General features: G+C 72.7%; 11 protein-coding genes. 2 read left to right on the top strand and 9 right to left on the bottom strand.

What is annotated here, in order from left to right; all coding sequences use genetic code 11:
• Both AN218_RS08220 and pdxH read right to left on the bottom strand, forming a co-directional pair.
• A partial coding sequence (locus AN218_RS08220; protein ID WP_420855951.1) for a PAS domain-containing protein occupies positions 1-988 on the bottom strand: 988 nt, incomplete at its 3' end.
• Positions 989-1,313: 325 nt separating this feature from the next.
• A complete protein-coding gene (gene pdxH, locus AN218_RS08225; protein ID WP_070016111.1) occupies positions 1,314-1,994 on the bottom strand; it encodes a pyridoxamine 5'-phosphate oxidase in 681 nt (226 codons plus the stop codon).
• A 467-nt stretch (positions 1,995-2,461) separates the two neighbouring features.
• On the opposite strand from pdxH, the gene AN218_RS08230 reads away from it, so the two are divergent.
• Complete coding sequence (locus tag AN218_RS08230; protein ID WP_070016103.1) at positions 2,462-3,562, top strand: citrate synthase 2; 1,101 nt, start codon at positions 2,462-2,464, stop codon at positions 3,560-3,562.
• A gap of 83 nt (positions 3,563-3,645) precedes the next feature.
• On the opposite strand, the gene AN218_RS08235 is transcribed toward AN218_RS08230, so the two are convergent.
• A complete protein-coding gene (locus AN218_RS08235; protein WP_070016104.1) occupies positions 3,646-4,575 on the bottom strand; it encodes a MerR family transcriptional regulator in 930 nt (309 codons plus the stop codon).
• A 647-nt stretch (positions 4,576-5,222) separates the two neighbouring features.
• On the opposite strand from AN218_RS08235, the gene uvrA reads away from it, so the two are divergent.
• Positions 5,223-7,403, top strand: a complete 2,181-nt coding sequence (uvrA, locus tag AN218_RS08240) for an excinuclease ABC subunit UvrA (RefSeq protein WP_476755956.1) — start codon at positions 5,223-5,225, stop codon at positions 7,401-7,403.
• Between the two features lie 155 nt (positions 7,404-7,558).
• Here uvrA and AN218_RS08245 read toward each other — a convergent pair whose 3' ends face one another.
• From AN218_RS08245 to AN218_RS08270, 6 genes are all read right to left on the bottom strand, one after another.
• Positions 7,559-9,169, bottom strand: coding sequence for a sodium:solute symporter family protein (locus AN218_RS08245; RefSeq protein WP_070016105.1), 1,611 nt, complete (start codon positions 9,167-9,169; stop codon positions 7,559-7,561).
• A 328-nt stretch (positions 9,170-9,497) separates the two neighbouring features.
• Positions 9,498-10,148, bottom strand: coding sequence for a TetR/AcrR family transcriptional regulator (locus tag AN218_RS08250; protein WP_070016106.1), 651 nt, complete (start codon positions 10,146-10,148; stop codon positions 9,498-9,500).
• Positions 10,136-11,035, bottom strand: coding sequence for an enoyl-CoA hydratase family protein (locus AN218_RS08255; RefSeq protein WP_079131931.1), 900 nt, complete (start codon positions 11,033-11,035; stop codon positions 10,136-10,138). Before AN218_RS08255 ends, AN218_RS08250 begins: the two co-directional genes overlap by 13 nt.
• 127 nt (positions 11,036-11,162) lie before the next feature.
• Positions 11,163-12,782: a 4-coumarate--CoA ligase family protein gene (locus tag AN218_RS08260; RefSeq protein WP_070016107.1), complete on the bottom strand. Its 1,620-nt coding sequence runs from the start codon at positions 12,780-12,782 to the stop codon at positions 11,163-11,165.
• Positions 12,783-12,880: 98 nt separating this feature from the next.
• Positions 12,881-14,077, bottom strand: a complete 1,197-nt coding sequence (locus tag AN218_RS08265) for an acyl-CoA dehydrogenase family protein (RefSeq protein WP_070016108.1) — start codon at positions 14,075-14,077, stop codon at positions 12,881-12,883.
• On the bottom strand, positions 14,074-14,694 hold a 621-nt coding region (locus AN218_RS08270), incomplete at its 5' end, for a biotin/lipoyl-containing protein (protein WP_338059601.1). The genes AN218_RS08265 and AN218_RS08270, both read right to left, overlap by 4 nt.

Raw genomic sequence — 14,694 nt, forward strand, 5'->3', positions numbered from 1 at the left:
GGTCGCTCTCCTGCTCCAGGCGCTTGGCCTCCGTGACGTCCTGGAAGAGCCAGGCGACGCCGAGCGGAACCGGTGCCTCGGCCATCGGCGAGGACAGCCGCAGGAAGCCGCTGCGCCAGCACCGGCGCGCGCCGCTCCCCTCGCCCCCGGCAGCGACGGCGGCCGCCGCGGCAGAACCCGGAGCGGAACCCGAACCGCCGCCCGCGCCCTGCTGGTCACCGGCCGGGCGGCGCCCCGAGCGGAGCGTCACCCAGATCTCGGACGGCGCGGACGGCGGGCCGTCGGCCAGCACATGCTGAAGCGCGCCCTCCAGCTCCTCCACGCCCTGGTCGATCAGTTCGCCGAGCGGGCGGCCGAGCATCGCCGTACGCGAGACGCGGAACGCGTTCGCCGCCGAGTGGTTCGCGACGGCGGGACGCAGATCGGCGTCGACCAGGACCACGCCCCAGCTCGCGTCCTCGAAGAGGCACTCGCTCAGCGCGATGGAACGCTCCAGATCGATCTGCGCGTGCACCTCGCTGAAGGCGCAGTAGACGCCCATGGGGCTTCCGTCGTCCGCCGTCACACCGGACGCCTGGGTCCGTACGAGGAGCCGGCGGCCGTCCTTCGTCAGCAGCGGGAACTCGTGCACCTGGCGTCCCGGAGTCCGCATCGCGGAGAACAGCCGCGCCTGCACCTGCTCGGCGTCCGCCTCGCGCAGCGCCCAGCCCGCCAGGCCCTGCCGTCCGACGGCCTCGCCCTGGCTCCAGCCCAGAAGCCGTTCCGCTTCGCGGTTCCAGTGGGTGACGACGCCGTCCGCGTCGAACGCGCAGAGCGCCGCGTCCATGCCGTCCAGCAGTGCGGCGAGCAGCAGTTCGTCGTCGGGGCCCCGCCTGTCGTCGCCGTCGGACGACGAAGCAGCGTGGGTCCTGGATCGAGCGGACACCTGAGCACCCCCAGCGGAACGCGCCGAATTGACTGCGGTCTGCCGCCGCCGCGTACGGATCATTCAACTCGAACGTGACGCAGCGCACACGGTGTTCGGCGAAATCGTTGCGCCCCCGAAATCGCTTGCACGCGTCTGCGGCGCTGCCTAGCGTGCTGAGTACACGAGAAAGGAGGTGATCCGGTAAATGATGCTTACCCGGACGCGTGAGGTGGCTGCGGCCTAGCGCCGACGCCACAGTGTGACGCCGGTATCGCCGGCCAATCTCCAGCAGTCACCCGGCCCGTGGGCTCGTCGGACTCGTCCGACCGGCGCCGTTCGTCTTCGGCGAGCGGAGCAGCCCGCGGGCCGTCTGCGTTCCCGGGGCGCTGAGGGGGCTCCGGGACGCTCAGGGGCAGAGCCGCTCGACCCGCCAGCCCGCGCCGACCGCACCTTCCGCGTCGGCCCGGTCGCCCGCGGCGCCCTCGGCGGCTTCCGTACGGACGTAACGCAGCCGGTCGTGCAGCCGGTTCTCCCGTCCCTGCCAGAACTCGACGGCCTCCGCCCGCACCCGGAATCCGCCCCAGCCGGGCGGCGCCGGCACGTCCTCGCCCTCCGGATAGCGCTCGGCCAGCTCCGCGTAGAGCCGGTCCAGCTCGGCGCGGGAGGCCACCGTCGAGGACTGCTCGCTCGCCCAGGCGCCGAGCTGCGAACCGTGCGGGCGCGTACGGAAGTAGGCCGCCGTCTCGTCCCGTCCGATCCGCTCCGCCGTGCCGGAGACGATGACCTGACGGGCCACCGGGTGCCAGGGGAAGAGCAGCGACGCCCGCGGGTTGGCCTCCAGTTCGCGGCCCTTGCGGGAGCCGTAGTTGGTGAAGAAGACGAAGCCGCGCTCGTCGTACTGCTTCAGCAGCACCGTGCGGGAGCTGGGCCGCCCGTCGGCGTCGGCGTCGGCGGTGGAGAGGATCATCGCGTTCGGCTCGTGCAGGCCGCTCGCCGCGGCGTCCGCGAACCAGCGCGCGAACTGGCCGTACGGCTCCGGCGCCAGGTCCCCTTCCGCGAGGCCCTGCGCGCGGTAGCGGGCGCGCATCGAGGCCGGGTCGAGAACGGTCAGCGGAGGGTTGCGGGGAGCGTTGCGGGCGGCGTCTTCGTCAGCGTCGGGCACGCGTTCATCTTGCAACATCATCGGCGGCCGCGTCCGTGTGCCTGATCTCACCCCGCGGGCGGATGTCCGCCGCCGTACGCAGGTCGCAGAATCGTCAGCCGGGCCACCGCGGCCTGTGCGTACGGGAGTTGCGGCGCCGTCCGTACGGGGAGCCGCCGCGCCGCCCGTACGGCCTCCGCGGCCGGCGGGTGACCGGGCTCCGTACGGGGCAGGCCTGGAGTGACGACGCAGCGGTCCGCCAGCCCCGGCGGCGGTGGAACCCACGCGCGCGCACGCCCGTACCGTCCGCACATCCGTCCCGTCCGTCCCGTCCGTCCCGTCCGTCCCGTCCGCACAGCGGCGCCGTCGGTCACCTCCGTACCGGCGCCGACAACCGTATGAGGAGCCGCCTGATGTCCGAGTTCGTACCCGGGCTCGAAGGAGTCGTCGCGTTCGAGACGGAGATCGCCGAACCCGACAAGGAGGGCGGCGCGCTGCGCTACCGCGGCGTGGACATCGAAGACCTCGTCGGACACGTCTCGTTCGGGAACGTGTGGGGCCTGCTGGTGGACGGGAGCTTCAACCCGGGGCTGCCGCCCGCCGAGCCGTTCCCGCTGCCGGTGCACTCCGGGGACGTCCGGGTCGACGTGCAGTCCGCCCTCGCGATGCTCGCCCCGGTGTGGGGGCTGAAGCCGCTGCTGGACATCGACGAGCGGCAGGCACGCGACGATCTGGCGCGGGCCGCCGTCATGGCGCTGTCGTACGTGGCGCAGTCGGCGCGCGGCGCGGGGCTGCCGATGGTGCCGCAGCAGGAGATCGACAAGGCGGAGACGATCGTCGAGCGCTTCATGCGGCGCTGGCGCGGCGAACCCGACCCAAAGCACGTCGCGGCCGTCGACGCGTACTGGACCTCCGCCGCCGAACACGGCATGAACGCCTCCACCTTCACCGCGCGCGTCATCGCCTCGACGGGCGCCGACGTCTCGGCCGCGCTGTCCGGCGCGGTCGGCGCGATGTCCGGGCCGCTGCACGGCGGCGCCCCCTCGCGTGTGCTCGGCATGATCGAGGAGATCGAGCGCACCGGGGACGCCGAGGGCTTCGTCAAGCGTCAACTCGACCGCGGCGAGCGGCTGATGGGCTTCGGGCACCGCGTCTACCGGGCGGAGGACCCGCGGGCGCGTGTGCTGCGGCGTACGGCGCAGGAACTGGACGCGCCGCGCTACGAGGTGGCCGCGGCGCTGGAGCGGGCCGCCCTGGACGAGCTGCACGCCCGCCGTCCCGACCGGGTGCTGGCGACCAACGTGGAGTTCTGGGCCGCCATCGTCCTGGACTTCGCGGAGGTGCCCGCGAGCATGTTCACCTCGATGTTCACGTGCGCGCGCACGGCCGGCTGGGCGGCGCACATCCTGGAGCAGAAGCGCACGGGGCGGCTGGTGCGGCCCTCGGCGCGGTACGTCGGGCCGGGGCCGCGCGATCCGCGCGAGGTCGAGGGGTACGGGGAGGCACGGCACTGAGGTGTCCGTACGTACGGAACCGAGGTGCCCATACGTACGGAGGGGCCGCCGTACCGAGGGGCCGCGGCGAAGGCGGCGGCTTCTCACGTGGCGGGCGGGGGCGCGGCGTCGGTGAGGTAGGCGTGCAGCAGACCCGCCGCTTCGAGCAGGGCGCGCGCCCTGCGGTCCAGCTCCGCACGGCGCTGGGCGACCGCCGCCCGCAGCTCGTCCGTACTGCCGGAGCGGCGCAGCCCGTCGAGGATCTCCACGACGCGGGGCAGCGGATAGCGGCTGCGCCGCAGCATGTCGACCAGGCGCGCGTCCCGTAGCTCGCGGGCGCCGTAGCGGCGGTAGCCGGTCTCGGGGTCGCGGCGCGGCGTCAGCAGACCCGCCTCCTCCCACACGCGCAGCGCCGACGCCCGGACGCCGAGGCGTGCGGCGACCTCGCCGATCAGCAGGTCCGAGCGGGGCGCACGTGACGCCTCCGGGTCCTGTGCGGCGAGGAGTTGGAGGGCCTGGGCGGTCTCGTGCAGCGCGCGGCGCTGCTCGTGCAGCGAGGCGTGGCCCTCGTCGACGAGGGCGAGGGCGCGGGCGACGCCGTCGTCGGTGACGGGCGGGGAGGAGGCCGAACGTCCGGGCGCGGCACGGCTGTTGTGCGCGTCGTGCCCGTCGTACGCCTCGTGCTCGCGGTGCCCGTCGTACGCCGCGGACGTGCCGGAGTCGTCGCCGTCCCGGTCGCGTCCGTGCAGGGCCAGCATCACGGACTGCGCGGCGCCCGGGCCCAGTCCGCGGACCAGGGCGCGGTAGGCGAGCAGGGCACGGCGGTGCCGTTCGGTGAACACGCGGTAGCCGGAGTCCGTGCGGAGCGCGGGCGGAAGGACGCCGGACGCCTCGTAGTTGCGGACCTGCTGGGCCGAAATGCCCGCGGCCCGCGCGAGATCGACGGGGCGCAGCCGTGCCGTCGCGCGCGCCGCCTCCGGCGCCGGTGTCCGCTCCTCCGCGCCGTCCCGCGTACCGCTCTCGCCGTCCGTCACCCCGCACCGCCCCGACTGTCCGCCTTCACCGGTCAGTTGAGACCTTACGCTCCGACTGCCGCAGCACACCCGGCGGCAGCCTCGTCCCAAGTCTCAACAGGTACTTCAATGAGAAACTTGAAGCCATGGATGCCGCGGAGAAAGCCCCGGAGAAACAGCCGTCTGCGCACACGAACCGCCCCGCCGCCCCTCCTCTCCCGGACGCGATACGCGTCGTGGGCGCGCGTCTGCACAACCTCAAGAACGTCTCCCTCACCGTCCCCAAGAACGCGCTCGTCGTGCTGACGGGGCTGTCCGGCTCCGGCAAGTCCACGCTGGCGTTCGACACGCTGCACCGGGAGGGCCAGCGCCAGTACCTCGAATCGCTCGGCATGGTCACGATGGCCGTCAGCAAGCCCGCCGTCGACTCGATCAGCGGTCTGTCGCCGTCGATCAGCGTGGACCAGCATCTGACGAACCGCAGCCCGCGTTCCACGGTCGGCACGGTCACCGAAGTCTTCACGTGTCTGCGGCTGTTGTGGGCCCGCATCGGTCACCGTCCGTGCCCGTCGCCGTCGTGCGGCGGGCCGGTGCCGCCCTCGTACGACGTGACGGGGGAGGCAGGAGAGGTGGGCGAGGCAGGTGCGGTGGGCGAGGCGGCGGGCGCCATGGGCGAAGGGGACGACGGGGACGACGGGGACGCCGAGGTGCGGCGCAGCGTGCCCTGCCCGCACTGCGCGACGCCCGTACCCGAACCGGTGATGGGCGACTTCTCCTTCAACAAGCCCGCGGGCGCGTGCCCCGCCTGCACCGGGCTCGGCACGGTCTTCCAGGCCGACGTCGACAGCCTCCTCGACGAGGGCCGCAGCGTCGCCGGAGGCGCCGTACGCGGCTGGCACCCCGTACTGGCCGAACGCAACATCGCCGTCCTGCACGCGGCGGCGGAGCACTACGGCTTCACCTTCGACGTGGACGTCCCCGTCAAGGAACTCGGCCCCATTCAGCGGGATCTGCTGCTGGAGGGCGTGGGCGGCGACGCCTTCCGCCGGCACTTCCCCGGCACGAAGCCGCCGTCCAGCGTCTCGCGCGGACGCTTCGAGGGCGTCGTGACGACCATGCTGCGCCGCTACGCCGAACGCATCGACGACGCCGACTACCGCGAGAAGGCGGAGCGTTCACTCGTGAAGGAGGTCTGCCCGGAGTGCGAGGGGACACGGCTGCGCCCGGAGAGCCGTGCCGTGACCGTACGGGGGCTCACGATCACCGGTGCCGCACGGATGCCGCTCATCGAACTCGCCGAGTGGACCGAGGAGTTGGCGGCGTCGGCCGAGGGGAAGGAGTGGCAGGTCACCGAGCCCGTCGTGACCGATCTGCGGGAGCGGCTGCGGCGGCTGGCCGACGTGGGCGTGGGCTATCTGACGCCCGCGCAGTCCACGCCCAGCCTCTCCGCCGGGGAGGCGCAGCGGCTGCGGCTCGCGTCGCTGCTGGGCTCCGGACTGACCGGCGTGCTGTACGTACTGGACGAGCCGACCATCGGGCTGCACCCGGCGGACTGCGGACGCCTCGTCCAAGTGCTGCGCGGACTGCGGGACTTGGGCAACACCGTCCTCGTCGTCGAACACGATCTGGAGGTGCTGCGGGCCGCGGACCACGTCATCGACATCGGGCCGGGAGCGGGGCGCGACGGCGGACGCGTCGTCGCCGCGGGGACGGCCGCCCACGTCGCCGGCACGCCCGGGTCGGTGACCGGCGACTGCCTCTCGGGGCGGGTGTCGATGCCCGTACCGGCGAGGCCGCGGCGCGGCGACGGGCCGTCGCTCGTCATCCGCGGGGCGCGGGCGCACAACCTCAAGGACGTCACGGCGCGGCTGCCGCTGGGGACGCTGGTGGCGGTGAGCGGGCCGTCCGGGTCGGGCAAGTCGTCGCTGCTGTTCGACATCCTCGACCGCGCGGCGCGGCGGCGCTTCCGCGGGGCGGGCGGANGCCCGCATGGGGAGATCGAGGGATGGGAGCATCTGGACGGCGTCGTCACGATCGACCAGCAGCCCATCAGCCGGGTGCCCCGCTCGAACGCGGCGACGTACTCCGACGCCTTCACCCCGATCCGCGAAGCCTTCGCGGCGACGCCCGGCGCCCGGCGGGCGGGGTTCACGGCGGGGCACTTCTCGCCGAACAGACCGGGCGGGCGGTGCGAACGGTGCGCGGGGGCCGGGGTGTTGAGCGTCCCGATGCACTTTCTGCCCGACGTGGACGTGACCTGCCCGGCGTGCCGGGGGCGCCGCTTCCGTGCCGAGGTGCTGGCGGCACGGTACGGGGGCGGGGACGGGCCGGACGGCGGCCGTGGCCTCAAGGGCGGGCGCGAGGGCGCCGGGTACGACATCGCCGAGGTGCTGGAGATGACCGTCGACGAGGCGCTGGGGCTCTTCGACGGCGTGCCGAAGGCGGCGGCGCGGCTGCGGCGGCTGGCGGAAGTCGGCCTGGGATACCTGAAGTTGGGGCAGTCCGCGACGACGCTCTCGGGCGGCGAGGCACACCGGATCAAGCTGGCGAAGGAGCTGGCGCAGCGCTCGACGGGCCGGACGCTGTACCTGCTGGACGAGCCGACGACCGGTCTGCACATGGCGGACACGGCGCGGCTGCTCGGGGTGCTTCAGCAACTCGTCGACGCGGGCAACACGGTCGTCACGATCGAGCACGACCTTCATGTGATCCAGGCGGCGGACTGGGTGATCGACCTGGGCCCCGGAGGCGGCGCCGCGGGCGGCGAGATCGTCGCGGAGGGCACACCGGCACAGGTGGCGAGGGTGAGCGCGTCGCGTACGGGGGCGTTCTTGCGGGGCGGTGGGTGACAAGTGGCGGAGGGCGGGGGTGACAAGTGACGGATGGCGGGTGGCAGTTGACGGATGGCGGAGGGCGGAGGGCGGCTAGCAGAGGTCGGATGACGGGTAACGGATGACAGATTCTGAAATCTGTCATCCGTCAGCCGTCACCCCTCCCCCACCCCTCACCGCACCCCCGACGTCTCCCTCGGCTCGTCCGGCCCGCCCGGACCACCCGGACCGCCCCGCTCGTCCGACCCACCCCGCTCCCCGCCCGTCTCCGGGTCGGCGAGGAACTGCCGTTCCAGCGCGCGGCGTTCCTCCTCGCTCGGGTCGCTGCCGAGCGAGTCGACGAGCGCGGCTCGCCGCGCGTCGCGCTCCGGCCGCAGCAGCCCGATCCCGACGTACAGCACCAGCGACGTGAGGACCGGGATGCCCACCGTCATCGCCTCCGAGGCGCCGTCCGTCCCCCAGTACAGATACGCCCACACCGCGAGTCCGCCCGCCCACGACGTGATCGCCGCGAGCGGCCCCGTCCGCTTGAACCAGGGCAGCAGTCCCAGCATCAGCGGAATCGAGATCGGCCCCATGGTCGCCGCCACGATGCTCACGACGACCGTCATGATGAAGCCGTCCGGGTCGCTGAGGAGCGCGAGCGCCATGCTCGCCGTCACGAAGGCGACGGTCGTCACGCGCGCGAAGAAGAGCTGCCCGCGCTGCGTCATGCGCTTGATCCGCGGTACGAGTACGGGCGCCAGGTCGCGGGTGATGACGGCGGTGATGACGTTGGCGTCGGAGGCGACCATGGCCATGGTGTGCGAGAAGAAGCCCGCCAGCAGCAGCCCGATGAGGCCCGAGGGCAGCAACTCCTGCGCGAGGCGGATGTAGGAGTCCTCGGAGTCGGCCACGCCGGGCACGATGAGCGGCGCCGCGATCATCGGCAGGAAGAGCACGAACGGCCAGACCAGCCACAGCGCGCTGGAGAGCAGCGCCGACTTGCGGGCGCGGGAGCCGCTGGGCGCGGACATGTACCGCTGCGCCAGGTTCCACATGCCGCCGTTGTACTCGAACGTCTTCACCAGCAGGAACGCCAGGATCAGCCCCGTGGTCACCGTGCCGGCGACGGGATCGCCGTGCCCCTCGGGCAGCCGGTCCCACATCGTCCACAGCGCGGAGACGCCGCCCAGGTGCGCGAGGACGGCGTAGAGCATCGCGAAGCCCGCGAGGGCCTGGATGACGAACTGCCCGAAGTCGGTGAGGACATCGGCCCACAGTCCGCCGAAGGTCACGTAGAACATCGTGCACACGCCGGTCAGCCCGATGCCCCAGACCAGCGGGATGTCGGCGAAGCCGCGCAGCAGCACGGCGATCGCGACCCACTTCGCCGCGATGTCGACGACCTTCAGCGCGGCGCCGCTGTAGGCGAGTACCTGCTGTGTGGGCAGGTTGTAGCGGACGGCGAGATAGGCGAGCGGGGAGTTGACGCCGTGCCGTGCACGGAGCCGGTTCCACCGGGGTGCGAAGAGGAACGCGCCGACGCCGATGCCGAGTCCGATCGTCAGGGGCCACCAGAAGTAGACGGTGACGCCGTAGTCGTACGCGACGGCGGCGAAGGTCACGAACATGATCGCGCTGTAGCCCGACATGTGATGGGAGATGCCGGAGAGCCACCACGGGACGCGGCCGCGGGCGGTGAAGAAGTCCGCCACGTTCTCCACGCGGGTCTTGGACCACACGCCGATGGCCAGCATCACGAAGAAGTAGGCGCCGACGACGATCCAGTCGGGTGCGGCCATCACGACTCCTCGACGTTGAGCGGGTGCCGGCAGAAGGGACGCACTGTTCGTCGGGGCGTGTGCTCTGACAGCCGGTGAGCCAACAGCCGTGCATCGCCGGCCAGTTCACTGACATGAACACTCGCCAGGTCCATGAATCGAGCGTCACCCTAGAAGTGGCCTGGTGCACCGTCAATACCGCGCGCAGACGCACATCGCGCACAACGGCACCGGTTTCACGGGGAGTTCGCAGACGGAGACACCCCCGCGGCCACGTCCACGTCGGTGAATGCGGACCGCAAGGGTGTCCGCCGGGCCCGCGCGCCCGGCCGTGAAGGAACCGCGCCGGCTATCGCGCCAGCGCCTCCCGGACGATCAACTCCCACTGGGCGACGACCCGTTCGCGCCGCGCGCTGTCGTCCGTCAGCAGATTCGCGAGGCCGAGGCCGCGCGCCATGTCCAACAGCCCCTGCACCGTCTCGCGTACGCCCGGCACGGACTCGTCGGCGCCGAGCAGCTCCACCGCCATCCGGTGTGTCTCGCGGCCGATGCGCGCCTCCAACTTGGTGACGCGCAGGTGCAGTTGGGGCTCGTTCGAGGCCGCGACCCAGAGCTGGAGCGCGGCACGGAAGAGCGGTCCGGTGAACAGGGCGACCAGCTTCTCCACGGCCGCCCGCGTGCCCGGCGCACCGCCGCCGTCCGCGTCACCGCCCCCGTCCACGTCCACGTCCACGTCCCCGTGCCGCTCGGGCGAGCGCAGCGCCTTGGAGCGCTCCTCCGCCACATACTCGACGGCCGCCGTGAACAGGTCCTCGCGGGTGGGGAAATGGTGCTGCGCCGCGCCCCGCGAGACCCCCGCGTGCTCCGCAACGACCGTGACGGTGCTCCCCGTCCAGCCGTGCTCGGCGAGGCAGGTCACGGCCGACTCCAGCAGCCGCTGCCGCGTCGCACGGCTGCGGTCCTGCTTCGGTGCGGCACCGCGGGTGTTCACGGCACCCATGCGGGCTCCCGTCGTTCGAGGAATGCGGTCATGCCCTCGCGTGCCTCGTCCGAGGCGAACAGACGCGCGGACAGCTCCGCGAGGCTATCGGTGTCGCGGTCGAAGGTCCGCAGCACCTCGGCCGTGACCAGCCGCTTCGATTCCGCGAGGCCCTGTGGAGAGCCCCGCCGCAGCCCGTCCAGCACCGGTTCCAGCAGGGCGTCGACTCCCTTGCCGGAGGCTCCGGTTCCGCCGTCCGCACCCTCCTCGGCGGCCAGCGTCACCAGTCCGATACGGGCCGCCTCCGCCGCGCCGAAGCGCTCGCCCGTCAGGTAGTAGCGCGCGGCGGCCCGCGCGTCGAGGCGGGGCAGCAGCGGCATCGAGATCACCGCGGGGGCCACCCCGATCCGTGCCTCGGTGAAGGCGAAGCTCGCGCCCGGTCCGGCCACCGAGATGTCGCACGCGCCCAGCAGTCCCGTACCGCCCGCCCGTACATGCCCCTCGACCCGGGCCACGACCGGCTTGGGCAGCTCCACGATCGAGCGCAGCAGCGCCGCCAGTTCGGCCGGACTGCCGCTGCCCTCCCGCAGATCGGCGCCCGCGCAGAAGGTGTTGCCGGTGTGGGTCAGCAGCACCGCGCGCACCGCGTCGTCGGCGGCGGCCTGCGCCAGGCCCGCGCGCAGCCCCGCGACGAGGCCCTTGGAGAGCGCGTTGCGGTTGTGCGGCGAGTCGAGGGTGAGCGTGGTGACGCCTCGCTCGTACGCGCTGCGCACCAACTGCCCGTCGTCACCCGCCTGTTCGGCCCCGCCGCCGTTGCCGTCGCGTCCGGCGGTTCCGGCACGTCCACCGCTTCCGGTCACTTCCGCTCGCCTCCCGTCGACGCCGTACGTCTCGTTCGTCTCGTTCATCTCGTTCGTCTCGTACGTATGCCTCGTTGATCCCGTACGTACGTCGCGTGCATCCCGTACGTACGCCTCGCACGCCTCGTACCCGTCCGTTCGCGACGGCGCCCGCGCACCCGCCGGCGCCCCGCGCCTACCCCTTCTCCGCCTCCGCCGCGCGCAGTTCGCGGCGCAGGATCTTGCCGCTGAGCGCGCGGGGCACGGTCTGCGTGAACTCCACGCGCCGCACCTTCTTGTACGGGGCGACCCGTTCGGCCACGTACGCCAGCACGTCGTCCTCCGTCAGCGCCTCGCCCGCCGCGCCCTGCTGCCGTACGACGAAAGCCTTCGGCACCTCGTTCCCCGACTCGTCCGGGACGCCGATGACGGCCGCGTCCGCGAGGGCCGGATGTGTGAGCAGCACGGCCTCCAGTTCGGCCGGTGCCACCTGGTAGCCCTTGTACTTGATCAGTTCCTTCACACGGTCGACGACGTAGAGCCAGCCGTCCGCGTCCACGCGTCCGATGTCGCCGGTGCGCAGCCAGCCGTCGGCGTCGATCATGGCGTCGGTCTCGCCCGTACGCCCCAGGTAGCCCTTCATCACCTGCGGCCCGCGGAAGAGGAGTTCGCCCTCCTCGCCCTCGGGCACGTCGCGTCCGGGGTCCACCAGCGAGGCCACGCGCATCTCGGTGGACGGCAGCAGCTTGCCGACCGCTCCGGGCGGCGCCGACTCGTAGCGGGGCACGACGTGGGTGCCGGGCGAGAGTTCGGTCATGCCGTACGCCTGCTTGACGACCGGGACGTTCAGCCGCTCGCCGCAGGCGACGGCCAGTTCGGCGTCCAGCGGCGCCGCGGCGCTCAGCACGAACTCCAGCGACGACAGGTCGTACTTGTCGACGTCCGGGTGCTTGGCGAGGGCGAGCACGATCGGCGGTGCGACGTAGAGGACGTTGACGCGGTGCGTCTCGATCGCCGCGAGGAACTGGCCGAGTTCGAAGCGCGGCAGTACGACGACGGCGGCGCCCTTGCGCAGCGGTGCGTTGATCAGCGCCGTCAGCCCGTAGATGTGGAAGAACGGCAGCACCGCCAGCAGCCGGTCCTCGGGGCCCGCCGGCATCAGCGGGTCGAGCTGGGCGAGGTTGGTGGCGATGTTGCGGTGGGTGAGCATCACGCCCTTCGGCAGGGAGGTGGTGCCCGAGGAGTACGGCAGCGCGGCCAGATCCCGCGCGGGATCGATCTCCACGTGCGGTTCCGGCGCGGCGGACTCACGCATGCCGAGCACGCTGCGGTACCCCTCCGCCGCGTCGCACACGAAGATCTCCTGGATGCCGCCCTCGCCCTGGCCGGTGCCGCCCGTGCGGTATCCGCAGAGTTCGGCCGCCTGCCGCGCCGTCTCCAGCAGCGGCGAGACCGTCACCAGCCAGCGCGCGCCCGAGTCGCGCAACTGCCGCGCCAACTCCTCGGCCGTGGCCAGCGGATGGACGGTGCTGACGGCCGCGCCCGCGCGGGTCGCGCCGTGGAAGACGGCGGGGAAGACGAGGGTGTTGGGGCTGTGCAGGGCCAGCACGTCGCCCTTGCGCAGCCCGGCCTCCGCGAGGGCGGCGGCGATGCGGCGGGTGAAGGCGTCGAGCTGCGCATAGGTGAGCACGCTGCCGTCGAGCCCGTCGACGAGGGCGGCACGGTCGCCGAACTCGACGGCGGAGCGCCCCAGTACGGCGTCGTGGATGGGCTCGTCGACGGGCGGCACGTCGGCGTACTGACTGTGATGGATCATGCGGATCTCCGTCCTCCTCCGTCCCCCGCCTGCCCCCTCGGTACGACTTAGCACGACTCGGCGCGATGCGGGCAGCCCCCGGTACGGCTCGGCCGTCCTCAGTACGACTTGGGCAGGCCCAGGGTCTGGTGCGAGACGAAGTTGAGCACCATCTCGCGGCTGACGGGCGCGATACGGGCCACCCGCGCCGCCGTGATCAGGGACGCGAGGCCGTACTCGCGGGTGAGGCCGTTGCCGCCGAGGGTGTGCACCGACTGATCGACGGCCCGTACGCACGCCTCGCCCGCCGCGTACTTGGCCATGTTCGCCGCCTCGCCGGCGCCCATGTCGTCGCCCGCGTCGTAGAGCGCCGCCGCCTTCGCCATCATCAGCCGCGCCAGCTCCAGTTCGATGTGGGCCTGGGCGAGCGGGTGCGCGATGGCCTGGTGGCCGCCGATGGGCTCCTTCCACACCTGGCGCGTACGAGCGTAGTCGAGGGCGCGGTCGACGGCGTAGCGGCCCATGCCGATCGCGAAGGCAGCCGTCATGATGCGCTCGGGGTTGAGGCCCGCGAAGAGCTGCAACAGCCCGGCGTCCTCGCCCTCGCCGCCGCCGACGAGGGCGTCCGCGGGCAGCCGTACGTCGTCGAGCACCAGCTCGAACTGCTTCTCGGGCGCGGCCAGTTCCATGTCGATCGGGCTGCGCGTGAAGCCGGGGGCGTCGCGCGGGACGATGAACAGGCAGGGCTTGAGCTTGCCCGTACGGGCGTCCTCGGTGCGGCCGACGATGAGCGTGGCGTCGGCGATGTCGACGCCGGAGATGAAGACCTTGCGGCCGGTGAGCAGCCATTCCCCTCGCTCCGACTGGGAGGACCCCCACCCGTCGCGCCGCGCGGTGGTGGTGATGCGGTGGGAGTTGGAGCCGGCGTCGGGCTCGGTGATGCCGAAGGCCATCGTGCGGGTGCCGTCGGCGAGCCCGGGCAGCCAGGTGCGCTTCTGCTCCTCGGTGCCGAAGCGGGCGATGACGGTGCCGCAGATCGCGGGCGAGACGACCATCATCAGCAGCGGACAGCCCGCGGCGCCCAACTCCTCCAGGACGATGGAGAGTTCGCTCATGCCGCCGCCTCCGCCGCCGTACTCCTCGGGGAGGTTGACGCCGAGATAGCCGAGCGAGGCCGCCTCGGCCCACAGCTCGTCCGTGTGCCTGCCCTCGGCGACGACGCCGGTGAAGTACTCACGTCCGTAGCGCTTTCCGAGCGCGGCGACGGCCGCGCGCAGATCGCGCTGCTCCTCGGTCTCCAGCAGGGCATGGGTCATGACGACTCCTTCGGGACGGGCGAGGCGGTTACGGGTGCGGACGCGGTATCGGCGGGGTCGGCTGTATCGGTGGATTCGGCGGGGGTGAGGGGGTCGGCGGGTCCGGCGGCCGGTGCCGTTCCGTTGTCCTGGGCCGTCGCGGTGTCCGATCCGGTGACGGTGTCCGACTCGGTGGCGGTGTCCGACTCGGTGGCGGTGTCCGACTCGGAGACGACAGCGAGGAGTTGGCCGACCTCGACCTGTCTGCCGGGCTCCGCGTGCAGCGCGGTGAGGGTGCCGGTGACGGGCGCGACGACCTTGTGCTCCATCTTCATCGCCTCCAGCCACAGCAGCGGTTCGCCCACCGTGACGGCGGCGCCCACGGCCAGCCCCGGCACGACACGGGCGACGGCCCCCGGCATCGGGGCCAGCAGCGAACCGGGCTCGGCGGTCCGCTCCGGCTCTCGCAGCCGGGGCAGCGCGGTGAAGGCGTGGGTGCCGAGGGGCGGCGGCGCGTCGACGTACACGGACGAGCCGTCCTCGCCGTACCGCGTCACCTCGAACTCCCGGCGCACACCGGCCACTTCGAGCACGACCCGGCCGGGCTCCGCGTGCAGCGGCCGGGGCCGCGCCGCGAC

This window comes from Streptomyces nanshensis (assembly GCF_001751255.1).
GTDB classification, from domain to species: domain Bacteria; phylum Actinomycetota; class Actinomycetes; order Streptomycetales; family Streptomycetaceae; genus Streptomyces; species Streptomyces nanshensis_A.

Bases quoted from the DNA above. Each gene is read 5' to 3' on its own strand.
- pdxH (WP_070016111.1), bottom strand. From the start codon at position 1,994: ATGCGCGCCCGCTACCGCGCGCAGGGCCTCGCGGAAGGGGACCTGGCG.
- AN218_RS08230 (WP_070016103.1), top strand. From the start codon at position 2,462: ATGTCCGAGTTCGTACCCGGGCTCGAAGGAGTCGTCGCGTTCGAGACG.
- AN218_RS08245 (WP_070016105.1), bottom strand. From the start codon at position 9,169: ATGGCCGCACCCGACTGGATCGTCGTCGGCGCCTACTTCTTCGTGATG.
- AN218_RS08250 (WP_070016106.1), bottom strand. From the start codon at position 10,148: ATGGGTGCCGTGAACACCCGCGGTGCCGCACCGAAGCAGGACCGCAGC.
- AN218_RS08255 (WP_079131931.1), bottom strand. From the start codon at position 11,035: ATGAACGAGACGAACGAGACGTACGGCGTCGACGGGAGGCGAGCGGAA.
- AN218_RS08260 (WP_070016107.1), bottom strand. From the start codon at position 12,782: ATGATCCATCACAGTCAGTACGCCGACGTGCCGCCCGTCGACGAGCCC.
- AN218_RS08265 (WP_070016108.1), bottom strand. From the start codon at position 14,077: ATGACCCATGCCCTGCTGGAGACCGAGGAGCAGCGCGATCTGCGCGCG.